This is a genomic window from Psychrosphaera algicola (genome assembly GCF_028401425.1).
GTDB classification, from domain to species: domain Bacteria; phylum Pseudomonadota; class Gammaproteobacteria; order Enterobacterales; family Alteromonadaceae; genus Psychrosphaera; species Psychrosphaera algicola.
Map to the genome: position 1 here is coordinate 2795348 of NZ_JAQOMS010000002.1, position 23945 is coordinate 2819292.

Genomic DNA, 23945 nt, shown 5'->3' on the forward strand with positions numbered 1-23945 from the left:
GTGCTTGAAATACTTGTCCTACGGCCTACTAGTAGTACTGTTGAATTTTTGCGGGCTAATCGCCTCAAGTGGCGTACAAGCCGTTCCGCTTTGGGATAATAAAGCGGATAATGGCGATGACTATTTGGTTGGTACTATTCATGTGGGTGACATTCGCCTACGTGATTTGCCCATTGAAATTAAAAAAGCAATTGATCAGGTCGAAGTTATTGTTGTTGAGTTTGATCCAAGTTCCACATCGACCTACCAGCGAGAGTTTCTAATGGCGAAGTTAGGCATGTTGCCCGCTGATGAATCTCTGCAAACTGTATTGTCGTCTCCGGTATACCGCAAACTCGCTAAGGTCCTTCTTGAATTCAACGTTGATATTAATACAGTAGAACAATTTAGGCCGTGGTTTTTGTCATTGATGTTGGTGCAACTGACTTATGAAATGCAGGGCTTAAACGCCGACCGTGGCGTTGATGTACAGATAGTCAACTATGCGCGTCGACAGGGCAAAAAAATCATTGGATTAGAAACGTTCGAGCAACAGCTAAGAATGTTTGACGATTTGTTTAAACGATATCCTAATATCAATCAGGACGATTTGATTTTAGATACCATTGATGAAATCGAAACCAATGTCGATTTACCAATCCAAATGATGGATGCTTATGGATTGCTGGTGACATGGCGGCATTTGAAGAAATATATAGCCATACGCTTAATAAATCCGAATTCGATAAGGCCGCTGAACAAGTGCTTTTAGTGGAACGAAATCACAACTGGGTTCCGCAATTAAACCAATTATTAGCAAATAATTCTGTAATGGTGGCTGTAGGTTCGTTACATTTTGCTGGACCGAACAGTGTTAAAAAGCTTTTAAAATCAAAGTTTTCAATGTACAAACAAGATCCTAAAAACGTTATTCCCTAATAAAGTTGCGTATTGCTTGTTCATTTGTAACAAACTTTGACTATACTGAAGGGCGTGGCTCATTTTTAGTGAAAACAAAAATGTGTAGTAGGGCTATTAAAAGGAATACGATCAAATATGATGATATTACCCATAACTCTGTTAAATCGATTGACATAATTGCTGTTTAACATGAAGCCTCAAGTCACCTTGCCTAATAACAAAAAAATCATTGGCACTTAACATTACTTTTGCTGCAAGCGAATACGTTTGCTTGTTCGTATATATTTGCATTTAAACAACAATTTTTAAGGAAGTTTCTATGAAAAAACATCCGACGCTTTCCCGTATCGCTATTGCGTGTCTAATGACCTGTTCAGCAGGTGTTTTAGCTGCCAATCCGACGTATACACCGGGAGCCCTGTCGACATTAGGTAAAGTGAGTCACCCAGGTACCATTTTATCTTCTACGATTAATCCAGCAGCCGGCGAGTTATTAGTTGGAATGGACGAAAAAGTACGTATGGGCTTTATGAGTTCACTTGGCTATCGCCTTGAACTCGGTCCAATTGACAACTTTTTAGACCAAGCCGATGATTTAGCCGATGCACTAGAGGATGAAGATTTATCCCTTAATGATGCATTAGAACTGAAAGACGACTTTGATGCCTTATTACCAGAGTTTGGCCAAAGTGGTCGTTTAACTCAACAAGCCGGATTCTCTATTCCCCTTATGCCTTTCGCATTCAGAAGTGAAACACTTAACGGTGTTATTACATTTGATATTTCTGCTGGTGGCATGTTAGATGCTCGATTCTTAGATGATCCAATTCAAATTGAAGTTGCCAGTGAGCAAATCAATCTGTTGACCTCAAGTTCGTTTTATATCAAAAGTGCCGCAGCATTAACGGCATCTGTTGGTTATAGCCGCAACGTTTGGGAATCGGAAATGGGCGACTATAATGTTTACGCCGGTGCAACTGCAAATTTACATGTGATTGGCCTAAACAAACAGCTGATTGCATTGCAAAATTTAATCGACGATGAAGATGTTGGTACTGCAATTGAAGACGAATTTAGCAGCAATACAGGTTCAACAACTGAAGTCGGCTTTGATTTAGGCTTGTTATGGACGGCACCAAACGCACAAATCGGTTTGACGATTTTAAATGCGAATGAACCAGAATTTGCTTATGGCGATATTGGTCAAAACTGTTTGGAATTAGACACCGTCTCATTGCAATCAAATTGTTTTATTGCGCAACAAGTTTTCTCTGATGAAATTGCCTTAAGTGAAACGGCAACATTAAGTGCTAAAACAATTGTTGAAGGTGCTATTTATACAGAGAGCCGAAACTGGTTAATTTCAGCAGCTGCAGAACTAAATTCAACTTACGACTTAATTGGTCGTGAGTCACAGTACGTTTCTGTTTCTGCAAGTTATTCGTCTGACGGTTACATATTACCTAGCTTGCGCTTTGGCGCGGCAAAAAACCTAGTTGGGACTGAATTGACAACGGTCAGTGGCGGTACAACTTTGCTAGGTATGATCAATATTGATTTGACCATGAGTTTAGAAACCATTGAAGTTGACGGAAGTGAAATTCCTCGAGTATTTGGTTTCAACATTGGTATCGAAGAGAAGTTTTAGGAGTTCGACTATGAGTATCAAGACAAAAAATATGAAAAAATTGTTTTTAGCAACCTGTGTTACAACAGCGTTGGTTGGACTTCAAGCGTGTAATGCAGATGACCCAGATGTTGGTGATTCTTCTGCTAAATCAGCTTTTGGTGGCCGTTTAATTGATGGTTATCTTGCTGGCGCAACTATCTATATTGATCTAAACAGAAATAATCGACGCAATGCTGGCGAACCTTATGCGATTACCGATAAGGATGGTTATTTTTCTGAATCTAAAGAAGGCGTGAATTATTGCCGCGAAGGCGCTCCAGAAAATGAATCACGTCATTGCTTGAATTCAGTTTTAGCTGACTCCGACGTTCTTATCCGTACTTATGGCGGCTTTGACGTGGCAACAGGCGAACCTTTTACAGGTAGTCTTTCTCGAGAAGTGAAGGTTTCAACAACAGGTGTTGTGAACAATAGCGTTGTATCTCCACTAACAACGGCGTTAGCCGCAGCAGAAGACAAAGAAAAACTGTTAGCTGATTTAGGCATTACAGAATCTGACTTAGACGTCGATTTTTTAAGTGAAGACGAGTTCTCTTCTGCGTTAACAGGTAAAGCGCTAGGGTTGCATAAAGTCGCGACCGCATTTTCTGAAGTTGTTGATAGTGTTTACACTGAGTTTGGTGAAGATTCAGATTTACCAAGTAACAGTTATGAACTTGTTTACAAAGGTTTAGTTAACAATGCTCCGGCGGATGGTGTTTGGACTGAAGCTGATCTATTTGCAGCGTTTGAGGCGGCAGAGCAAACTGCCATCGACCTTTATGTTGGCGCGGGCCTTACTAACGCAGCGGTTGCTCCAGAAGACATAGTTGCAGCAGTAAATGGAGCAAAAGTCATACTGGGTGTTATTGGCACATCGTTTTCGAGCGAAACCACGTTTGATAACTTAAATCAAAACCTACTTGGTGTTGAGCTTGTTACCACTAAAATCGTTTATGAAAAAGCAGAATCGGACGAAGTGGATACGATTGTTAATGAACTTAGTGATCCTAGTTCAAACTTGAATCAAACCTTGTCTAATGTAAATGCCGATTTCCAAGGTTTAGCTAAGACTAAAATTGATGATTCAACTGACTATGATTCGTTGGTTGTTGTCGATCCTCAAAACTTAGGGGACCCAATCGACAAGCAGTTATCAATTAACTATGAAGATGAAGACGCCAGTGGCGCATTCCATATCTTCTTCAAAGGTACTGAAGGCAGTTCTTCTGGTACCTTAGTTACATGTTTAACTTATACCACAACTGACCAGTCAGAACTTGATGATTCAGATTTTGATCTTGAAGACGTTAATACTGCCGGTAATTGGTTTAACATTGATGCAAAAAGCATGGTTGTTACTCTAACGTTTGGTGGTGGTAACTATGATGTTGTATTGGCAAGTAAAGGCTTAGACGCCGAACAGCGCCAAAAATACAGCTTTAGTTACGGCGGTGAAAACGTGAGTTGGTATAGTAACAATGGTTTAATCGCCAACGACGATACTAACGCATTGCCTGTGCCAGTCTCAAATGATGACTGTTCTGCAACTCTGGTAGATTAATCCGGGGGCTTCACACGATTTAATGTCAGTGTGAAATAAAAAAGCCGCAATTTCTTGTAAGAGATTGCGGCTTTTTAGTATCCAAAATTTAGAACCAATAAAATGGCTAAAACAGAACTGGTATTCAGGCTATTCTTTTAATGCGCAAGTCAAAAACGCAGCAACAATTTCATTGGTCTTTTTATTGTTGTGGCAACATACGCCCAGTTCAAAAGGTTCCGGATTTACGTTAGGTTTTAACACCGATATTTTACTTTTCACCGGACTTGCATCAATAACCAATTGCGGTGCTATGCTCACGCCACACCCTAGGGCGACCATGCTCACTAGGGCTTCATGCCCAGAAACGCTGGCATAAATATTTGGCTTAATGTTCATAGATTTTAGCCATTTTTCAAACTTAAACCGAATTGGTCCAGACTCTGGCATGACAAAAGGTAACGACTGCCAGTCAATGTCTTCAGATTGTATTGCGATGGCTAAATCACTGTTCGTGTTTGGGCCTATGATTTTAAGTGGTACTTCCTGCAAGGATTGAAAAAGTACTTACTTGATTGCCCATCACGCAATGCAGCAATTGCAATATCGACGTGACCATCGTCTATTAACGTCAGTGTTTGCGCCGCATCACCTGTTATTATCTTTAAATCGACATGTGGGTGAGCTTCAGAAAATCGTTCAATTAACGTTGGTAAAAACTCATATGCTGCGGTCACTGTACAAAATATTCTTAACGTCCCCGTTAATTGCTCACTTTTTGTTTTAGACTTTGCTGCAAGTGATGCCAATTTGCCAATGTCGTCGCGGCAAATTCACGGGTTTTAAATCCGGCGTTAGTGAGTTCGACTTTTCGGTTGTCACGAATGAATAAAGCCTCACCAATTTCCTGCTCAAGCCTTTGGATCATGCGACTTAAGGTCGACGGACTCAAAAACATTGCATCAGCCGTAGTGGCAAAATGTTTACTCTGACAAAGATGTAAAAACGCGTTTAATTCTTTTAAATCCATAATATTGTTCTAACTTATATAGCATTTCATTAATCGCAATGATTGGTTGAGTATATATCAATTTACGCAATAATGAATTAATCCTATAGTCACTTCCATCAAAAAAACTCACTTTAGTGTGAGTAAAGTAGCTAAATATATAGGAAACCCCATGGCTAATTACTTTAATACCTTACCTTTACGCGAGCAACTGGCTCAATTAGGCGTATGTCGTTTTATGGATCGCAGTGAGTTCAGTGCTGGATGTGACGCTCTTAAAGGTAAAAAGATTGTCATCGTGGGCTGTGGCGCTCAAGGTCTAAACCAAGGTTTGAACATGCGTGACTCTGGTCTTGACGTTTCTTATACGCTACGCCAAGCTGCAATCGACGAAAAACGTGAATCATTTGTACGTGCAAGCGACAATGGCTTTACAGTTGGAACTTACGAAGAACTTATCCCTACTGCTGATTTAGTTTATAACTTAACGCCAGATAAACAGCATTCAGCTGTTGTTGACGCGATTATGCCTCTTATGAAGCAAGGTGCGACTTTAGGTTACTCTCACGGTTTTAATATCGTTGAAGAAGGCAAACAAATTCGCGAAGACCTAACTGTTGTTATGTGTGCGCCTAAATGCCTAGGTACTGAAGTACGTGAAGAATACAAACGTGGTTTTGGTGTTCCAACACTAATCGCGGTTCATGCTGCAAACGATCCTGAAGGCAAAGGCTGGGATATCGCTAAAGCGTTAGCATCAGCAACTGGCGGCGACCGCGCTGGTGTACTTGAGTCTTCTTTTGTAGCAGAAGTTAAATCTGACCTAATGGGTGAGCAAACTATTCTATGTGGTATGCAACAAGCTGCTGCAGTTGTTGCTTACGAAAAAATGGTTGCTGAAGGCATGGACGCAGGATATGCGGCTAACCTAATTCAATTTGGTTTAGAAGTGATCACCGAAGCAATGAAGATTGGTGGTGTATCGCACATGATGGACCGTCTAACAAACCCTGCTAAATTAAAAGCATGTGAACTTGCTGACGAATTCACTACATTATTCCGCCCATTGTTTGAAAAACATCAAGACGACATCATCAGCGGCGAGTTCTCACGCACTATGATGGCAGACTGGGACAATGGTGACGCAAACTTATTAAAATGGCGTGAAGAAACGGGCCAGACTGGTTTTGAAAAAGCACCTAAAGTTGACCACAACATCACTGAGCAAGAGTTCTTTGATAAGGGCATCTTCTTAGTTGCCTGTATTAAAGCTGGCGTAGAAATCGCGTTTGACGTAATGGTTGAAGCAGGTATCTTACCTGAATCAGCTTACTACGAGTCATTACACGAGACGCCGTTAATCTCAAATACAATTGCTCGTAAACGCCTATACGAAATGAACGTAGTAATCTCAGACACTGCAGAGTACGGAAACTACTTGTTCGCGAACGCAGCAATTCCAATGTTCCGTGAGCACGTTATGCCTAACTTAAGCCTAGAATTAATGGGTAAAGGTTTGGATATCGCGGACAATAAAGTAGACAACGTAACGTTAGCAAAAGTTAACGACGCTATGCGTAATCACCCAGTTGAAAAAATTGGTAAAGAATTACGTGGTTATATGACTGACATGAAACAAATCCAAACTGTATAACTTTTATATATTGGATTGCGTTAGACTTATAATTAAATGAACTAAGTGTTGTTGGCGATTTATTTGACATATAGAGCTGTAAATCGTAAAAACTAATGACACTTATTTCATTGTTCGAATCTTCGAGCAGCGAACGTAACAAAAGAATATTAGAGACATGAAATTTAATTTAGTTATTCTCATTATTAACGTCGTCGTGGTCATTTTACCGCGTCGGGGTTTGTTATGAGCGTAAATTAAATATCTCATATTAGACCCCGGCTTAATGTTCGGGGTTTTTGTTACTAAAGCCTTGAACTAAACCGGATTAACCCTCGTCAGAGAAACGGTAGGAAACAAGATGAAAACAGGTGCAGATTTAATCATAGACACCCTATACGATTTAGGGGCGACTGAAGTATTTGGATATCCAGGTGGTACCATTATGCCGGTCTATGACGCACTCTTCCGCAGTCTCGAACGTGGTTCTCCCGTTAAACACTATTTATGCCGACATGAACAAGGCGCTGGTTTCGCCGCAGTGGGTTTTGCACGTAGTACCGGAAAAACCGGTGTATGCATTGCAACCTCAGGTCCAGGCGCAACGAATCTAATTACCGCTTTAGCCGATGCAAAATTAGACTCAGTTCCTGTAGTGGCAATTACCGGACAGGTTCCTCGTCCACTAATGGGCACTAATGCATTCCAAGAAGTTGATGTTTTTGGCCTTTCGGTAGCAAGTTGTAAACATAGCTTTCAAGTTATGGATCAATCTGAATTAGAAGATACGATTCGCCAAGCCTTTATAATTGCAAATGAAGGACGTCCAGGTCCCGTGTTAATCGACATCCCAAAAGATGTTCAGATGAACACTATCGTTAAGCAACGTTCATTAGTTTTACCTAGACAACCTGAACAGACAGCTCGTTCTGAACAGTTTGAACAAGCTAAGCAACTTATCTTAAAAGCTCAGAAACCAATATTCTATATCGGTGGTGGGGTTGACTTAGCGGGTGTAACAGACGAATTGAATCAAGTGTTACGTACGACTCAGTTGCCAGCCGTTTCTACACTAAAAGGTTTAGGCTCTGTTGACCCTGAATATGCTTACTCATTGGGAATGCTAGGAATGCACGGGAATGCGGGTGCCAACTTAGCGGTACAAGATTGTGATTTACTAATCGCATTGGGCGCGCGTTTTGATGACCGGGTGACAGGTCGCTTAGCGAGTTTTGCTCCAAATGCAAAAGTTTTGCATATCGACATCGACAATTCAGAAATAAATAAATTACGCTAAGGTAGAATTGGCCATCAATTGTAACCTCAAAACGGCTATGTCGTTATTACATAAAGAGCTTACTGTTTTAAGCGCCGAGCAACAACAGTCTTGGCAGTCGTGGCGTGATACATGTACGCAGTTGGCTGAAGACCATCAATGGCGTTACGATTTCCCGCATGATGGGATTTACGCGCCGTCGTTACTTAAGCAATTAAGCGATAAATTAACACCTGCCTCTGTTGTTACTTGTGATGTTGGTCAGCATCAAATGTGGGTGGCACAACATATGAGCTTCGCGAGTACTAAAAACCACTTAAGTTCTGGTGGAGCTGGTACAATGGGCTTTGGCTTACCTGCAGCGGTAGGCGCAAAAGTCGCTCGTCCAAACGACCAAGTTATTGCGGTATGTGGCGATGGCTCGATAATGATGAATATTCAAGAATTAGGTACCATCAAGCGTTTTAACCTTGGGGTAAAAGTTTTACTTATCGACAATGCTAAATTGGGCATGGTTAAACAATGGCAAGAATTGTTTTTTGACCAACGTTTAAGTGAAACTGATCTGTCGGATAATCCAGAATTTGTCATGTTGGCAAAAGCATTCGATATTCAGGTCAAACAATTACAAAACAAAGTGAAGTCGCCGGAGCGTTAGAGACGTTAGTCCAGCATGATGGCCCATACTTTTTGCATGTCAAAATTGATGCAGGCGACAATGTATGGCCATTAGTACCGTCTAGCGCGGCCAACCAAGATATGATAGATCACAGTCAACAAACGAGTTAACAGGAGAATATTATGACCATGTCAAATCACAACACACCCGTAGCTCATATCAGTTTGGTCTGTGTTCAGTCTAGTTTGTTATTAGAGCGTTTGTTACAAACATTAAGATATCGCGGTTTTAATGTCGTTAGCATGGCTTCAAATGATTTAAGTGCCAATGAGACTGAAGTCCACTTAGTCGTGAAGGGTCAAGGAAAGCTGACAACTTTACAAAAAAGCTTTGAAGCTTTGATTGAGGTTCAACAGTGTTATTTAACTGCAGATCAGGCAAAATTGGCGTCTTTATTAGAATTCGGGCTATCTACAAAGTTTAGCCCTGCAAAAACCACCCAACCGGGCTCTTATGCCGCGGAAGGCGCATAGAGGAAACAACAATGGCATTGTCATCATCAGCTGAAAAAATTTGGTTCAACGGTAAACTTATTCCTTTTGCAGACGCAAAAGTACACGTATTAAGTCACGCTATTCATTATGGTTCTTCTGTATTTGAAGGTGTTCGTGCATACGATACGCCAGATAAAGGCACATGTATCTTCCGTTTAGAAGATCACACACGTCGTTTATTTGATTCAGCAAAAATTTATCGCATGACGATTCCTCATACGATGGAAGAGCTTAATCAAGCACAAAAAGACGTTGTTGTTCAAAATGGTTTTAAATCGGCTTACCTACGCCCAGCGGCATTTTATGGTGAGATTGGCCTCGGTTTAGCGGTTCCTTTTAACACTGAAGCAGACGTCATTGTTGCGGCAATGGAATGGGGCGCTTACTTAGGTGAAGAAGCACTTGAAAATGGCGTTGACGCTGGCGTTTCAAGCTGGAATCGTCTTGCCGCGAATACTATGCCTACTGGTGCAAAAGCCGGTGGTAATTACTTATCTTCACAGCTAATTTCGATGGAAGCTCGTCGCCATGGCTACGGTGAAGGTATTGCGTTAGATGTGCATGGATATGTATCTGAAGGCGCTGGTGAAAACCTATTTGTTATACGTGACGGTGTTGTAACAACAACGCCAATTACAGCGGCAATTTTGCTTAAGGTCTGACTCGCGACACGATCATCAAGCTTTTAAAAGAGCTGGGTTATGTCGTCCGCGAACAAAATATTCCACGTGAAGCATTATACCTAGCTGATGAAGTATTGATGTGTGGTACTGCTGCGGAAGTTACGCCAGTACGCAGTGTTGACGGTATCGAAGTCGGCAGTGGTAAACGTGGACCGATTACAAAACAAATTCAAGAAGCTTTTTTGGTTTGTTTAATGGTACAACAGAAGATAAGTGGGGCTGGTTAACACCAGTTAAATAATAGCGAATTGCTCTGCAGTTTCGGTCGAAACAAATGTCGACCGATACCATGTGGATAATTAGCCGTTACACGTCTTTAAAAAGATAGCTAAAAGCTTCTGTTGTTTTTGATTGAATTGTTCAATGCAAAAAGCGCAGAAGCTTTTTGCGTTTTAAGAAATAGATAAAAGGAAAATACACATGCCTAAGTTACGCTCGGCAACATCCACTCAAGGTCGCAATATGGCAGGTGCTCGTGCGTTATGGCGCGCGACGGGGATGACAGATGGTGATTTTGGTAAACCTATCATTGCAGTTGTTAATTCGTTCACTCAGTTTGTACCTTAGCCACGTGCATTTAAAAGATATGGGGCAGCTTGTCGCCGGTGCAATCGAAGAAGCTGGTGGTGTCGCAAAAGAATTTAATACTATCGCAGTCGATGATGGTATCGCGATGGGTCATAGCGGTATGTTATATAGCTTGCCGTCACGTGACTTAATAGCTGACTCTGTTGAATACATGGTTAACGCCCATTGCGCTGACGCTATGGTGTGTATTTCCAACTGTGACAAAATTACTCCGGGTATGTTAATGGCGGCCATGCGCATAAACATACCAGTTATTTTTGTTTCTGGCGGACCAATGGAAGCGGGTAAAACGAAGCTTTCAGATCAAATTATCAAACTGGATTTAGTTGACGCTATGATCCAAGGGGCTGATCCAAAAGTGTCTAACGACCAGTCGGATCAAGTAGAACGTTCTGCTTGCCCTACGTGTGGTTCATGTTCTGGTATGTTCACCGCAAACTCAATGAACTGTCTAGCCGAAGCGCTTGGTTTAGCGTTACCGGGTAATGGTTCTATGTTGGCAACACACGCTGACCGTGAACAATTATTCTTAAAAGCAGGTAAACAAATTGTTGAGTTAACGAAACGTTATTACCAAGATGACGATGAGTCTGCATTACCGCGTAATATCGCTAACAAAGATTCATTTTCTAATGCGATGTGTTTAGATATTGCGATGGGTGGTTCAACAAATACTATTTTGCATCTTTTAGCTACGGCGCAGGAAGCGGGTGTTGATTACACTATGGAAGATATGGATAAATTGTCTCGTATCGTGCCGCAGTTATGTAAAGTCGCGCCGTCTACACCTGAGTATCATATGGAAGACGTCCATCGCGCCGGTGGTGTTATTGCCATTTTAGGTGAGTTATCACGTGCAGGTTTGCTAAAAACAGACGTACCAAATGTTTTAGGAACTTCGCTTGCTGACGTTATTTCAAAATATGATATTAAAATCACTGACGATGAAGACGTTAAAAAATTCTATCGCGCCGGTCCAGCGGGTATCCGTACCACAAAAGCGTTTAGCCAAGATTGTCGTTGGGATACATTAGACGAAGACCGCGAAAATGGCTGTATTCGCAGTATTGAAAACGCCTTTTCTACAGAAGGTGGGTTAGCGGTTCTTTCTGGTAATATCGCGGTGGATGGTTGTGTAGTAAAAACTGCCGGCGTAGCTGATGAGAATTTAGTATTTACCGGTCCTGCGCATATTTTTGAAAGCCAAGACGAAGCGGTTGCCGGCATCTTAGAAGGTAAAGTTGTGGCTGGTGAAGTCGTCGTAATACGTTACGAAGGCCCTAAAGGCGGTCCAGGTATGCAGGAAATGTTGTACCCTACGACTTATTTGAAATCGATGGGCTTAGGTAAAGCGTGTGCATTATTAACGGATGGTCGTTTTTCTGGAGGCACATCTGGTTTATCAATTGGTCACGTATCACCTGAAGCTGGAAGTGGTGGTGTCATTGGACTCGTTGAACAAGGCGATATTATTCATATCGATATTCCTACCCGAGAAATTACCCTAAAAGTATCTGATGCAGAACTTGAAGCTCGTCGTACAGCGATGGAAGCCAAAGGCAAGGGCGCTTGGAAACCAGTTAATCGTGTTCGTCCAATTAGTTATGCACTGAAAAATTACGCAATGTTGGCAACAAGTGCTGATAAAGGCGCGGTACGTAATAGAGAGTTATTGGATAACTATTAATAATTCAAAACAATTAATTTACATTAGCGAGAAAAATGATGTCACCTACAGACCAACTAAATAAACTGAAAATCGCACAGGGTTACGTACGTGATATTTTGTTGGCACCAATTTATGACATAGCTGTGCAAACGAGTGTTGACCGATTAAGCATACTGTCTGCGCGTCTAGAGAATTCAGTATTTGTTAAGCGGGAAGATGAACAACCCGTACATTCATTTAAGTTACGTGGCGCATTTAACAAACTTGTTGGTCTATCAAAAGAAAAACAAGCATTAGGTGTTGTGGCGGCCTCAGCTGGTAATCATGCCCAAGGACTTGCCTTATCAGCAAAGGCCTTGGGTGTTGTGGCGACTATTGTAATGCCGGAAACGACACCGGACATTAAGGTCAATGCGGTTCGTAGCCACGGTGCGAACGTTGTTCTTAAGGGAAAAGCTTTGATGAAGCGAATAATTTCGCCTTAACACTAGCCTCGGACAAAGGCTTGAGTTATATCCACCCGTTTGACGATAAAGAAGTCATTGTGGGTCAAGGTACGGTTGCAAAGGAATTGTTACAGCAAATCCGTGACTTGGATGTGGTTTTTATTCCGGTTGGTGGCGGCGGTCTATTAGCTGGTATGGCGGTGTACATCAAGCAGCTCAAACCTGAGATCAAAGTTATTGGGGTTGAGCCAGAAGGGGCGGCCTGTTTAAAAGCGGCACTAGAAGCGGGTAAACCTGTTGATTTAGGTCAAGTGGATTTATTTGCAGATGGCGTTGCAGTGAAATTAATTGGAACGCATACCTTTGAGCTTGCTCAGCAGTACTGTGACGAAGTGGTTACCGTAAATTCAGACGAAATATGTGCAGCGATTAAAGACTTGTTTGATGACGTACGAGCGGTTGCAGAACCTGCCGGTGCGTTAAGTTTGGCGGGCCTTAAAAAGTACGTTAAAACGACAGGCATAAAAGGCAAACGACTCAGTTGTATATTGTCTGGAGCAAATCTCAATTTTGACAAATTACGTTATGTTGCCGAACGCACCGAGCTTGGCGAGAAAAAGAAGCGGTACTTGCGGTGACCATACCTGAACGTAAAGGCGCGTTTATAGAATTCTGTGACGCGTTGGGCGGTAAAGCGATTACTGAATTTAACTATCGATATCATGATACCAGCTCAGCTGAGATTTTTGTCGGTGTTAAAATGTCAGATATGAGTACAGATTTACCTGTGTTAATTCAGAGCTTAATTAATAAGGATTATCAGGTTGTCGATCTCACTGATAATGAGTTAGCCAAACTCCATATCCGTCATATGGTGGGTGGCAAGCCAACTCAAAAAATCAATGAAAAGATTTATAGTTTCGAGTTTCCAGAATACCTAGGAGCCTTGTCGAAATTCCTAACAATGTTAGGTCAAATGTGGAATATCACTATGTTCCATTATCGCAACCATGGTGCGGCTTTTGGTCAAGTTTTAGCAGGGTTTGAAGCTTTAGAAGATGATGCTGCTGAGTTGCAAGGGCATTTAGATGCTGTTGGGTTTAATTGGAAAGATGAATCAGATAATCCAAGCATAAAACTGTTTTTGAAAAACAAATAGTGGGTGCCTTTTAGAATTACCTATTAGAATAAAAAGGGATGTTCGCATCCCATTTTATTTGCCAAATACACTTACGTTACCCTCGCTACCCGATAAAATATCGACCCCAAAAGAATAAACCCTAAAGTATACAACCAAGATTGTATGCTCGCCTGCGCTATCAACCAAACACAAACCAAAATACCGCTACTGGATATCAGAAAAATAACCCATTGTGACAATGGCAGTTGCATCTTTTTATGTAGTTTGGGTACGGCAAGTACGCACACTAAATAACCTATCAGTCGAGCCAGAGAGCTAAAAATTGCCAACCAAACAAAGCCTTTTGTAATGGCTAAAATCATGGCAAACCCCGCTAGAAAGTAAATTGAATTTATGGGGGTTAAATATCGTTTATGGGTCGACAGAAACCACTGGGGTAACTGATTGTTTTCAGCTAATGCGTAGGTCATTCTGGGTGCGGCTAACATTAAGGCAAGTAAATTACCAAAAATAGAAACTATTGCCGTGAACGCAATAACAAGACCAAATGACGTTATGCCTAAAGATTCGGTTATCACATTGGCACTTGTAACAAGTGGCGCATTGGTCGCGATGGGGGTTGGTAACGTACTGACGACAATTGCCTGAATAAAAAATACAACACAGTTGTGGCGATGAGGGTAAGCAGCAACGCCTTTGGCATATCGGCTTTCGGGTTTTTGCTTCTTTTGCCGGAATTATCGCACCTTCAAATCCGATAAAAGCGTAAACGAGTAATAACATTGACGTTGGAAATTGATCAAGTTGCGGCGGAGGTGCGGAAAACAATTGTTCGGCATTTATATAAGTGACGCCAAATAAAACAAAAAGCGCAATGGGTAGGAGTTTGGCCAAAGTGACTAGATAAATCGACGTCATGGCATTTTTGATACCAAGAATATTGATCGTTGCTAATAGGACAATGAGTAAACAAACTCCAATTGACGCAATTTCTGGTGTTTGTAATACGGGAAAATAAAGTGATAAATAAAGCACTAGAGCGTGTCCGTTGGCCGCAAGGGCACTGACACGACCTAAATATAATAGCCAGCCTGTTTGAAACCCAACAAAAGGACCAAAGGCTTTAGTGCTGTATAAAACAGGACCACCGGTTTGGTCGAAAGCACTAGATAAAATAGCAAAACAGGCAACTATCGGAAAAATAGCTATGCCACATAATAAGAACATCCATGGACTAAAGTAGGCCAGTTGATTGGCTGCCGCGGCGGGCAATGCAAAGATCCCGGCACCTATGAGGCCATTAATCGCAATCGCTGCGACACCTATCTTAGTTATGGATTGAGTTGAAAGTGTAGCCAATGAATGTTCCCGTTTTTAGCTAAACTAACAAACTAACTGTTTTAATTGCAATATTTCGCTGACATTGGTTATCAGCAAACTGTAAATAATCTTTTTCAGAAAAATAAAAGGCACTCGATGAGTGCCTTCTAATACAGAAATGAAACACGTTTAAAACTTAGCTATCACTTTAACGTCACCGGTTACTGATGCCGCGTCGATGTAACCAATGATATTGGGATTCGAGCTTACGAGTCCGATAACTTCAGCGTCACTATTCAAAGCTTTAGGAGGTGTGCCTTTACCGGTAAAAACCAATTTTGACCAGTAGGCTTTTAATTGGCTACCGGATTTCTTAAGCACATTTTTATTAAACTCCTTGGTCTGTGCACTCGATTCACTCAAATTTATCGGAACAGCTTGGTCGCCACCGGGAAAGGATTTTAATTTCCCTAAGAACAATCTGGAGATCGCATTTGAGTCAAGTTCTGCATTATTAGATGGATGCACAATAACAGCTATTTCAGCGAAACTTGCGGTTGATGCAAGCAGAGCAAAACAAGCAATGGATAATTTTAATAATTTTTTCATGCTAATTACTCCTAAAAGACTAAGTCTAAACCGACAGACAAGACACTCGCATCAGAAGTTTGTCTCTCTCTTTTGGTATAATCAAACTTTAATGCGGCGGAAGGGTGGAAGTTATAACGAGCACCCACTGAAAAAACATCATTTTCTGTTTCTTGGCTTGTTAATGTTGCTTGATACGCAGCTCGCACGTCTATTGGACCACCACCTAGATTTAGGTCGGTGGGCAATCCAGCACTGTAGTCATCATCATTTTCATCCTTGCGGTGTTCAAATGAGATATACGGAGTCCATTCATCAAACCGATAAGCAAAAGAAATGTAATATTGATTTTGTGTCGCGATAAGCGTGTCTTCAACTTCTACTCGGGTAAATTCTGAATCTATCAAGAAGTTTTCATAATCGATAGATACGCCTATTCCCAAAAAGGAACCATCATCTTCTTCAATTAAAAGGCCATTGGCTGCATCGGTTGCACCAATCGCCCCGAGCAATCCAACAAATTGGTTTAACTGCTGAGTTGGGTCCGGATCGTTAACAAAGCTTATTGAAGCATCTGCCTGCATATAAACGGCCCTAGCGGTCAACCAATAGTTGCCAACCGTCCAGTTAATACCATACATATTACTAAGCTTTGCAGGGTCGTCATCACTTAAAACATTCACGCTGCCTTCAAAAGACCCAACAATTAATTGTAAGCTAGAATCCCACTCTCCCATCGTGCTGGTATAGAGCAAGCTTGCTCCGTCATAGGTAGAAAACGTTAAGTTATAAACACTTTTTGGCGGACGAACCCAAGTGTAGGCATAACCTACATCAAGGTAGTCAGAATAACGATAAAATGGGATCCGCATTCGTCCAACACTTAATTGGGTAGAATCTGAAATTGCGTAACTAAAGTACGCCCATTCAAATGTTGCATCATAGTCGTTTTCTCCACGAGCAATAATTTGAGATGTCGCTGAGAGTCCGTCACCTAAGTCTGATGAGACTTGCAGTGCAAATAGACTTTCAGGCTTAAATGACAATGTATCATCGTAACCATATAAAGATTTGTCCTCGTCCATGGATGTACCTGCAACAATAGAAGCAAAGCCGTTAATTCGCACTTCTGCCTGACTGGATAGTGAACTTATCGCCAATGCAGTCGCCGTTATAAATTTTACAGAGTTATTCATTATTAGTTACCTAATGTTAATAGTTAGCTAATGGCCAACAGACAATCTATCTGTGCCTAATTAAGTCAAGACTACTATTTATTATTATTCAAGAAATTAGATCGAAATTGTTAAGTGGCTGTTATTTTTTAGGGCTATAGTTTAACTGGGAGTCAGTTCCATCTGGGTGATTAGGTATTTTCCTACTTGTTATATTAGTAAAATCTAATATAATGGTTGGTATAGTCTAAATTTATTATGCGTTAATGATAATTACTGTCGTTAATGTGGATTTACAGAGCTGAGGTTTGCAATGAAAGTATTAACGTCGTTAGGGTTAGTTTGGATTTTATTAAGTCATTCGACATGGGCTACGGAGATCCAAACATCACTGGTCGCTGAGATAACGGTTCCTAATTTACAAATGGTGGATGGGTCCATTGAAGCAATTAATCAGTCAACAATTAAGGCATTAGTAAACGCTAAAGTCACTGCGATTCATGTTGACGTTGACGATTATGTTGCGGAAAACACCTTGCTTGTCGAATTAGATGATACTGAAATTCGAGCCAACTTAGCACAGGCTGTTGCCGGTGTTAACATAGCTGAAGCTGCATTAATTCAAGCACAATCAGAACTAAAGCGGTTGCAAGATCTAAAAGACAGCAGCTTTGTAAGTGAGAGTGCATTGACTGCAGCACAGGCCAACAAGGACAAAGCGTTTGGTCAATTACAGTTTTATCAAGCTCAAGTCGACGAATCAAACTTGAGATTGTCTTACACCAAAATCATTGCGCCTTATTCTGGAGTAGTTGTTGCTCGGCATATTGAAGCCGGTGAAACGGCATTAGTCGGCTCGCCATTGTTGACAGGTTTTTCTATCGACCAAAACCGAGTTGTTGCGCAAGTGCCACAGCGGTTAATTGAATACATTGAAGACAGTAAGCAAATTTGGGTTCAGCAAGCAAACAAGTCTTGGATAGCGCTTAGTGATCCTATAATTGCCCCGAGCGCCAACAAATATAACCATACTGTTTTGGTTCGCGCCAATATCAGTAAGCAAGAATTTTCGATGAGACCTTAGTAGTTTTATCAAAGTTGGCGTGGATATCGGGCCAAAAAAATGATCACGATTCCTTCTTCTTCTGTTGTTTATCAAGGGGATCTCGTAGCGGTGTTTGTTAAGCAGTCTAACGGCTTTACTCTTCGTCAAATAAGAGTTGGCAAAAATCATGATGGAAAACTAGAAGTGATTTCTGGATTAGTTACCGGCGATATTGTTGCAACAAATGGCTCATCTGCCTTGTCTGCGCCACTGCAGAAAACCAATTTGTCTGGTCAGTAGGAGGACAACATGAAAGACAAAATGGGCATTTCAGGCCGAGTTGCAAAGTTAGCACAAAATAATCCAATAACACCTATCGTCGCATTGTTAATCGTGATCTTAGGGGTTGTGGCGATACTCATTACGCCAAAAGAAGAAGATCCTCAAATTGATGTCACTATGGTCGACGTTTATCTATCGGCACCCGGATACAGTGCGCGTGAAGTTGAAACGCTCATTTCTACAAAAGCTGAAAACGCGATGGCGCAGATCGCTGGTGTTGACCACGTATATAGCACATCTATGGCAGACAATGCTGTGATTACCGTACAATTTAAAGTCGGTATTAAACGCCAAGAAGCGTTGGTTAAGTCATGGAATCAAGTGATGACCGAGTTACATTGGCCTGCTTCACTTAATATTAATTCGCCAGTAGTAAGAGCCCGTGGCATAAATGACGTCCCGATTTTGTCATTAACCTTATTTAGTAATGATTTAACAACCAATCAAAATGACCTAGGGCATATTGCCAATACTGTCGCTCAAGTCTTGCAGCGTGTGCCAAGGCAGTCGCAATATTAAAGTCAGTGGTGGTAGCTCGTCAGTCGTAAAAGTGGTTTTTGACCCGGTTAAAGCGGCGGGGCACCAAATAGATATATCTACGGTAATTGCGGCAATACAACAATTTTCTGGCCGTCAGGGATTGATCCCAATTCAGACAGACGCGAGACAAGTGCAGGTTGAGTTAGGTCAGCATTTTAATCATGTAGATGACGTCGCCGGTTTAGTGGTGAGTCAACTAGATGGTCATCTGGTATTACTTAAAGACATTGCATCGGTGAGTTTAACGGTTGGTAAACCCAATCAATATGTACAGTTTGGGTACGGTGGTGGTTCAACGGATGTTAACCAACTCAATACCGCGGTTAGCATTAGTATCGCCAAGCAAGAAGGTGAAAATGCAATAGATGTGGCCAATGCGGTCTTGCTCACAATAGAGGATTTAAAAGGTCGTATTATCCCAGACAGCGTTACAGTAAATGTGTCGCGAAATAGTGGCTTTACCGCACAGCAAAAAGCCAATAAGCTAATTCAAAAGCTATTATTTGCGACCTTAGCGGTGGTTGTTTTAGTCTTTTTAACCTTAGGGAAACGAGCTGCGTTAATTGTAGGCGTTGCGGTTGGTCTAACATTATTAATTACTTTATTTTCATCTTGGGTGTGGGGCTTTACACTTAATCGAATATCCCTGTTTGCTCTCATATTTTCTATCGGGATCTTAGTCGACGACGCCATTGTTGTTATTGAAAATATACATCGACGTCAACAATTGTTCCCCATGGAACCTTTAAAGGTGCTCATTCCAAAAGCCATTGACGAAGTCGGTAGCTCTACGATCTTAGCAACATTTACAGTTATGGCTGCGCTTATACCTATGGCGTTTGTGTCTGGTTTAATGGGCCCTTATATGAGTCCTATTCCAATTAATGCCAGTACAGGAATGTTGTTATCGCTTATTATCGCATTCACCATTACGCCTTGGCTGGCACTGCGTTGGTTTAAATCTGACGCGCCTAGTGACGATGCAAACCCAGATAGTGAAGAAACTTCTGAAGAACATAAAGCAAGCGGACATGAAGAACATGATCGAATTGGTTTATTCGCCTCCAACATTTTGTCGCTATTTGTTAGCCATAAACGCGCGTTGCGCAACCAATGGTTGCTATTTGTCGGCATAGTGAGCTTGATGTTTGTGGTGATGATTTTACCAGTCGGAGGCCAAGTATTATTAAAAATGTTGCCGTTTGACAACAAATCAAGTTTGTCCGTCGTTGTTGATATGCCGGAAGGCACAACGCTGGAAGATACCTTAAGTGCACTGCAACAATTGTCAGATCCATTAAGAAAGGCGCCAGTGGTGGTTGATTTTCAGTTATATGCCGGTGTGAACGCGCCTATCGATTTTAATGGTTTAGTGCGTCAATATTATCTTCGCCAACAACCGCATTTAGGTGAAATTAATATCAATATTCTTGATAAAGGCCAACGAGATTTGGGCAGTCATGATATTGCAAAATTATTGCGAGCCACTTTGTTACCAATAGCGACAAAGCTTGGTGCAAATATTAAAATTGTTGAACAACCTTCTGGGCCTCCAACATTAGCCCCGTTGGTTGCTGAAGTTTACGGACCAGACGCAGAGCGTCGACGTGAAACGGCGACTAAGTTAGAACGAGTTTTAGCCAATACACCTGAAATTGTCGATACGGATACGAGTATTGCCGCACCGCATGTCAGATTAAAGATAGTAGTCGATAATTCTAAAGCTCAGTATTTTGGTATTACAAAACAGCAAATACAATCAGTACTAGGCCTTCTTTTAACAGAACAACCTGTGGCGTATTTGCATGACCAACTAGGGATTACGGCAATTCCAATTATTGTGTCAACGGGTGATAGTTATCAGACAGACCGCGATCGCTGGCTGAATACTAAAATTCAACTGCCAAATGGTGAAAGTGTTGTTATCGGTGAATTCATCGAGCTTGTCGAAGTGAACGACGAAGGCGCTATTTACCACAAAGATATGCGTCCCGTGATTTATGTTGTAGCGGATATGGCTGGAGAAACAGACAGCCCGCTTTACGGTATGTTTGCAGCGCAGGCAAACTTTGATGAGCAAAATGGTGAAACTAATTGGCTATACACCCAAGCACCACAGCAAGCCTATCGCGAAGCGATCAAGTGGGATGGTGAATGGAAAATTACCTATGAAACGTTTAGGGATATGGGAATCGCGTATTCTGTCGGTCTGGTGCTTATATACTTGCTCATCGTCGCGCAGTTCAAAAATTATATGATGCCATTAATTATCATGGCACCCATTCCGCTAACGGTTATTGGTATTTTCCTAGGGCACTGGTTAATGGCGGCAAAATTTACAGCGCCATCAATGATCGGCATGATAGCCCTTGCTGGTATTATTGTTCGGAATTCTATTTTGCTGGTGGACTTTATTGAGTCTCAAATTGAACAGGGAGTGGCCCTGCAACAAGCGGTAATTATGTCAGCTCAAATGCGCGCACGACCAATTATATTAACCGCACTTGCGGCGATGATTGGTGCAACGTTTATCGTATCGGATCCTATTTTTAAAGGGTTAGCTGTATCATTGATTTTTGGTATCGCTGTATCGTCGATATTAACGTTAATCGTTATTCCGGTTGCCTATTACCGAAATGCGTTAAAAAACACGCCGTTTAAGACCGCAAACTATCAAACGCTCAATATATGAATGATGAGCGAGATTCATGGACTACAGAGGGAAGTTACTCGTGCTTCCCTCTGTTTATTCTCATGCAGTTATCCCAATCCTCACCTTTTGCAAAAAAATTAAATAAATTAAAACTATCTGCAAACTTGCATCGACTATTAAGATGAGACAAAGCGATGGTTTATATCAATGACATTTAATAATTTGCGAGGGCGATTTGTCACTATTTCAACAAACAGACGATAAGTTGATCGAGAAAGCCCTCAAAGGCAACCAATCGGCATGGCGTAAGTTAGTCGATAGATACGAAAAAAATGTCTATCTCTACGCACTTCGTATGACGAGTAATCAACATGATGCAATGGATGTTATGCAGGAAACATTTATTTCTGTGTGCCGCAGTTTATCTGACTTTCGTGGAGACAGCAGCTTTAAGACCTGGGTGCTTAAAATAGCTCACTTTCGTTGCATCGAGTTTTACCGCCGTCGGAAATGGTTTGCTGACGAAAGCGAATTGCAGCACATGGACGCCGAGCCTGAACATAGCTGTCCTGAATTGGCTTTGGGGAATTCTCAGTCGCAAAAACAGCTATTGACCGTAATGAAATTATTGCCATTTGAACAGAAATTAATCGTTGAGCTAAAGGTCTTTCAAAGCCAAACGTTTGACACTATTGGCCAACAACTCGGGGTTTCGACCAACACAGTGAAATCGCGTTTTTATACTGCATTAGATAAATTAAAAGTGTTACTGGAGGACTCGTATGACGCAGCCTGAAGAAGCAAATTTAGCCGAACTATTTGATTATTGGTTGGAAGGCAAGGCATTGACCTCTGACCAACTGGCCAGTCTGAAACAAGCGCCTTTGTGGTCGCAACGAATGGCTGTGCATAACGAGATGCTTGAGATGGCTGACAACCTGTCAGAGTCGGTCGATGTACCAAAGTGGCGTAAGGACAAAGGTTTTGACCAATATTTGGCAAAACCGTCGTGGTGGCAACGTCAAGGGACGTCACTTGTTGCGCTTAGCTTTTCAATATTTGCCTGTCTTATTATGTTATTTGATGTGCGTTTAGTTAATACCAGTAATGGTCGAGAATTGGTGATAAATGACCAATCTCAACAGGCCTTAGTTGGAACAGCAGTTTGTCCAATTGGCCGAGAAAAATAATGAAGTTATTAATGCCAGAATGGATGATTTAAGCCTAAAGCAACAAAATGATACGGCACAACTGGCAAGTTATCTGGTTGCAAATAGCCGCCTTGAGCGTAAAGAAGACATAGAAGATGTGGTTCGGGTCATTCAACAACAAAGACAGGACGACATGCGCTATTTACGACAACAGTTTAGTGATGTGAATTACAACATCCGCCTAGCGTCACAGCAAAACGAACGAAATTTAAGAAAGTCTGACTATAACGACGCGTCAGAACAGCAAGTAACCGAGTAGGCATTGAGGTAAACCATCGCTTATTTACCTTAATTATTTAGAAACGGAAATGATCATGAAAAAACAAAATAAACTTTTGCAAAAAGCCACGTTAGCAAGTCTGTTATTAGGTCTAAGTTTTAGCTCAGCAGTTCAAGCACAGGACTTGTCTGAGAAAAAATTGAAAAGTGTGAAACGTGACCTAAACATCATGACCACGATTATTAAAACCGCCATCAATGGTAATGAAAATAGTCGTAACAGTCGCAGTCACCGCAGCAGTGACGTGGAGGGTATATATCTGGCAAATCAAGGAATGGTATTTACCATAGGGTCTCGCCATGGGGTGAGTTATAGCTTTAGTAGTGGTCATCATAGTGTTGCGCCAATTGCACCTGTACCGCCAATTCCACCCATTATTAGAAGTAGCGCACCTTTATCAGAAGATGACGTCGATAGGATTGAAGAGTCAACGATGGAAGCGGTAGAGTTGGCAATGGATATGGCGGAAGTTCAAATGGAGTTTTATTCTGAAATGGATTGGTCTCATCGTTCGAGCCAAGAGCGCAGTGAAGGTCGTGCGGAACAAAACGAATTGGAAAAACAACGCCGAGAATTGGAACGAGAAGCCCGTAAACTGGAGCGAAACGTACGTGATATTGAACGAAAAATACGTGACGCTGAGTATCAACAAGAACTTAACGCAAGTGCTGACAATAAAAAGAAAATCGCTAAGTTAGAAGCCGAAATGAAACAACAGTCTGAAAACTTGACCAACGTCGCAAAAGAAATCAGCAGTAAGGCTGAATTACTTCAAAAAAGGCAAGTGAGATGCGCGAAAAACAGATCGCACAACTTAATGCTCGCATTAAAGTAACTGAAACCGCGATAAGTCAAGCGGTCTGTGATTTTGGTGGAGGGTTGCGGTCATTGGCCAAAGGTGAACACATCACATTTAATCTAAAAGGACGCAGCGACCGCTTGTACATATTTGATATGCCATCGATATATAAATGTGCAGATGGTGATATTACGGCGACTGATTTGTTAACCAAAGCAGTGCAATACAGTCTTTAAAACTAAGATTCAGTAGGGAGCACCAA

At 41.5% G+C, this 23945-nt stretch carries 22 protein-coding genes and 4 pseudogenes; 19 read left to right on the forward strand and 7 right to left on the reverse strand.

Annotated elements, in window-relative coordinates:
- The first annotated feature begins 40 nt into the window (after positions 1–40).
- The 4 genes from PN838_RS15260 (at position 41) to PN838_RS15270 (ending at position 4133) form a co-directional block, all read left to right on the forward strand.
- Entirely contained in the window at positions 41–751 is a 711-nt protein-coding gene (locus tag PN838_RS15260) for a TraB/GumN family protein (protein ID WP_272181211.1), read from the forward strand.
- Positions 673–918 (forward strand): TraB/GumN family protein, encoded by a 246-nt coding sequence (locus PN838_RS27435; protein WP_370661044.1) that lies wholly within the window; start codon positions 673–675, stop codon positions 916–918. Before PN838_RS15260 ends, PN838_RS27435 begins: the two co-directional genes overlap by 79 nt.
- Before the next feature lie 301 nt (positions 919–1219).
- Entirely contained in the window at positions 1220–2548 is a 1329-nt protein-coding gene (gene traF / locus PN838_RS15265; RefSeq protein ID WP_215964580.1) for a conjugal transfer protein TraF, read from the forward strand.
- 10 nt (positions 2549–2558) lie between these two features.
- Positions 2559–4133, forward strand: coding sequence for a hypothetical protein (locus PN838_RS15270; RefSeq protein WP_272181212.1), 1575 nt, complete (start codon positions 2559–2561; stop codon positions 4131–4133).
- 129 nt (positions 4134–4262) lie between these two features.
- Here PN838_RS15270 and PN838_RS15275 read toward each other — a convergent pair whose 3' ends face one another.
- The 3 genes from PN838_RS15275 to PN838_RS15285 are packed head-to-tail and all read right to left on the reverse strand — an operon-like array spanning position 4263 to position 5142.
- On the reverse strand, positions 4263–4664 hold the full coding sequence (locus tag PN838_RS15275; protein ID WP_272181213.1) for a LysR substrate-binding domain-containing protein: 402 nt from the start codon (positions 4662–4664) through the stop codon (positions 4263–4265).
- A complete protein-coding gene (locus PN838_RS15280) occupies positions 4637–4921 on the reverse strand; it encodes a LysR substrate-binding domain-containing protein (protein ID WP_272181214.1) in 285 nt (94 codons plus the stop codon). Before PN838_RS15280 ends, PN838_RS15275 begins: the two co-directional genes overlap by 28 nt.
- A complete protein-coding gene (locus PN838_RS15285; protein ID WP_272181215.1) occupies positions 4876–5142 on the reverse strand; it encodes a LysR family transcriptional regulator in 267 nt (88 codons plus the stop codon). Before PN838_RS15285 ends, PN838_RS15280 begins: the two co-directional genes overlap by 46 nt.
- A 151-nt stretch (positions 5143–5293) precedes the next feature.
- On the opposite strand from PN838_RS15285, the gene ilvC reads away from it, so the two are divergent.
- The 6 genes and pseudogenes from ilvC to ilvA all read left to right on the forward strand — a co-directional run bounded on the left by ilvC (position 5294) and on the right by ilvA (position 13748).
- Positions 5294–6775: a ketol-acid reductoisomerase gene (ilvC, locus tag PN838_RS15290; RefSeq protein WP_272181216.1), complete on the forward strand. Its 1482-nt coding sequence runs from the start codon at positions 5294–5296 to the stop codon at positions 6773–6775.
- Between the two features lie 340 nt (positions 6776–7115).
- Positions 7116–8819: pseudogene (ilvG, locus tag PN838_RS15295) on the forward strand (acetolactate synthase 2 catalytic subunit).
- Positions 8820–8831: 12 nt separating this feature from the next.
- Complete coding sequence (locus tag PN838_RS15300) at positions 8832–9182, forward strand: ACT domain-containing protein (protein WP_215964585.1); 351 nt, start codon at positions 8832–8834, stop codon at positions 9180–9182.
- Positions 9183–9193: 11 nt separating this feature from the next.
- Positions 9194–10127 (forward strand): annotated as a pseudogene (locus PN838_RS15305) (branched-chain amino acid transaminase).
- A 179-nt stretch (positions 10128–10306) separates the two neighbouring features.
- Positions 10307–12161: pseudogene (gene ilvD, locus PN838_RS15310) on the forward strand (dihydroxy-acid dehydratase).
- 38 nt (positions 12162–12199) lie between these two features.
- Positions 12200–13748: pseudogene (gene ilvA, locus PN838_RS15315) on the forward strand (threonine ammonia-lyase, biosynthetic).
- A gap of 71 nt (positions 13749–13819) precedes the next feature.
- Here ilvA and PN838_RS15320 read toward each other — a convergent pair.
- The 4 genes from PN838_RS15320 to PN838_RS15335 all read right to left on the reverse strand — a co-directional run bounded on the left by PN838_RS15320 (position 13820) and on the right by PN838_RS15335 (position 16834).
- Positions 13820–14344: an APC family permease gene (locus PN838_RS15320; protein WP_272182614.1), complete on the reverse strand. Its 525-nt coding sequence runs from the start codon at positions 14342–14344 to the stop codon at positions 13820–13822.
- On the reverse strand, positions 14232–15089 hold the full coding sequence (locus PN838_RS15325) for an APC family permease (RefSeq protein WP_272181217.1): 858 nt from the start codon (positions 15087–15089) through the stop codon (positions 14232–14234). Before PN838_RS15325 ends, PN838_RS15320 begins: the two co-directional genes overlap by 113 nt.
- Before the next feature lie 150 nt (positions 15090–15239).
- A complete protein-coding gene (locus PN838_RS15330) occupies positions 15240–15659 on the reverse strand; it encodes a type 2 periplasmic-binding domain-containing protein (protein WP_215964589.1) in 420 nt (139 codons plus the stop codon).
- Positions 15660–15670: 11 nt separating this feature from the next.
- Positions 15671–16834 (reverse strand): porin, encoded by a 1164-nt coding sequence (locus PN838_RS15335; protein WP_272181218.1) that lies wholly within the window; start codon positions 16832–16834, stop codon positions 15671–15673.
- A gap of 292 nt (positions 16835–17126) precedes the next feature.
- Here PN838_RS15335 and PN838_RS15340 point away from each other — a divergent pair, with 292 nt between their 5' ends.
- From PN838_RS15340 to PN838_RS15380, 9 genes are all read left to right on the forward strand, one after another.
- Entirely contained in the window at positions 17127–17897 is a 771-nt protein-coding gene (locus PN838_RS15340; RefSeq protein WP_272181219.1) for an efflux RND transporter periplasmic adaptor subunit, read from the forward strand.
- 39 nt (positions 17898–17936) lie between these two features.
- Positions 17937–18158 (forward strand): permuted SH3 domain-containing protein, encoded by a 222-nt coding sequence (locus PN838_RS15345; RefSeq protein WP_272181220.1) that lies wholly within the window; start codon positions 17937–17939, stop codon positions 18156–18158.
- Between the two features lie 9 nt (positions 18159–18167).
- Positions 18168–18719 (forward strand): efflux RND transporter permease subunit, encoded by a 552-nt coding sequence (locus PN838_RS15350; RefSeq protein ID WP_272181221.1) that lies wholly within the window; start codon positions 18168–18170, stop codon positions 18717–18719.
- Positions 18694–21432, forward strand: a complete 2739-nt coding sequence (locus tag PN838_RS15355; protein WP_272181222.1) for an efflux RND transporter permease subunit — start codon at positions 18694–18696, stop codon at positions 21430–21432. The genes PN838_RS15350 and PN838_RS15355 overlap by 26 nt, the downstream gene beginning before the upstream one ends.
- A gap of 196 nt (positions 21433–21628) precedes the next feature.
- Positions 21629–22189: an RNA polymerase sigma factor gene (locus PN838_RS15360; protein WP_272181223.1), complete on the forward strand. Its 561-nt coding sequence runs from the start codon at positions 21629–21631 to the stop codon at positions 22187–22189.
- Positions 22176–22583, forward strand: coding sequence for a hypothetical protein (locus PN838_RS15365; protein WP_272181224.1), 408 nt, complete (start codon positions 22176–22178; stop codon positions 22581–22583). Before PN838_RS15360 ends, PN838_RS15365 begins: the two co-directional genes overlap by 14 nt.
- Positions 22567–22863: a hypothetical protein gene (locus PN838_RS15370; protein ID WP_272181225.1), complete on the forward strand. Its 297-nt coding sequence runs from the start codon at positions 22567–22569 to the stop codon at positions 22861–22863. The genes PN838_RS15365 and PN838_RS15370 overlap by 17 nt, the downstream gene beginning before the upstream one ends.
- 55 nt (positions 22864–22918) lie before the next feature.
- A complete protein-coding gene (locus tag PN838_RS15375; protein WP_272181226.1) occupies positions 22919–23719 on the forward strand; it encodes a hypothetical protein in 801 nt (266 codons plus the stop codon).
- Positions 23674–23919, forward strand: a complete 246-nt coding sequence (locus tag PN838_RS15380) for a hypothetical protein (RefSeq protein ID WP_272181227.1) — start codon at positions 23674–23676, stop codon at positions 23917–23919. Before PN838_RS15375 ends, PN838_RS15380 begins: the two co-directional genes overlap by 46 nt.
- Positions 23920–23945 lie beyond the last annotated feature (26 nt).

What these genes read in the sequence shown, in the direction of transcription:
- PN838_RS27435 (WP_370661044.1), top strand. Translation starts at nt 673, where the DNA reads ATGGCGGCATTTGAAGAAATATATAGCCATACGCTTAATAAATCCGAA.
- traF (WP_215964580.1), top strand. Translation starts at nt 1,220, where the DNA reads ATGAAAAAACATCCGACGCTTTCCCGTATCGCTATTGCGTGTCTAATG.
- PN838_RS15270 (WP_272181212.1), top strand. Translation starts at nt 2,559, where the DNA reads ATGAGTATCAAGACAAAAAATATGAAAAAATTGTTTTTAGCAACCTGT.
- PN838_RS15285 (WP_272181215.1), bottom strand. Translation starts at nt 5,142, where the DNA reads ATGGATTTAAAAGAATTAAACGCGTTTTTACATCTTTGTCAGAGTAAA.
- ilvC (WP_272181216.1), top strand. Translation starts at nt 5,294, where the DNA reads ATGGCTAATTACTTTAATACCTTACCTTTACGCGAGCAACTGGCTCAA.
- PN838_RS15300 (WP_215964585.1), top strand. Translation starts at nt 8,832, where the DNA reads ATGACCATGTCAAATCACAACACACCCGTAGCTCATATCAGTTTGGTC.
- PN838_RS15330 (WP_215964589.1), bottom strand. Translation starts at nt 15,659, where the DNA reads ATGAAAAAATTATTAAAATTATCCATTGCTTGTTTTGCTCTGCTTGCA.
- PN838_RS15335 (WP_272181218.1), bottom strand. Translation starts at nt 16,834, where the DNA reads ATGAATAACTCTGTAAAATTTATAACGGCGACTGCATTGGCGATAAGT.
- PN838_RS15340 (WP_272181219.1), top strand. Translation starts at nt 17,127, where the DNA reads ATGAAAGTATTAACGTCGTTAGGGTTAGTTTGGATTTTATTAAGTCAT.
- PN838_RS15345 (WP_272181220.1), top strand. Translation starts at nt 17,937, where the DNA reads ATGATCACGATTCCTTCTTCTTCTGTTGTTTATCAAGGGGATCTCGTA.
- PN838_RS15350 (WP_272181221.1), top strand. Translation starts at nt 18,168, where the DNA reads ATGAAAGACAAAATGGGCATTTCAGGCCGAGTTGCAAAGTTAGCACAA.
- PN838_RS15365 (WP_272181224.1), top strand. Translation starts at nt 22,176, where the DNA reads ATGACGCAGCCTGAAGAAGCAAATTTAGCCGAACTATTTGATTATTGG.
- PN838_RS15375 (WP_272181226.1), top strand. Translation starts at nt 22,919, where the DNA reads ATGAAAAAACAAAATAAACTTTTGCAAAAAGCCACGTTAGCAAGTCTG.
- PN838_RS15380 (WP_272181227.1), top strand. Translation starts at nt 23,674, where the DNA reads ATGCGCGAAAAACAGATCGCACAACTTAATGCTCGCATTAAAGTAACT.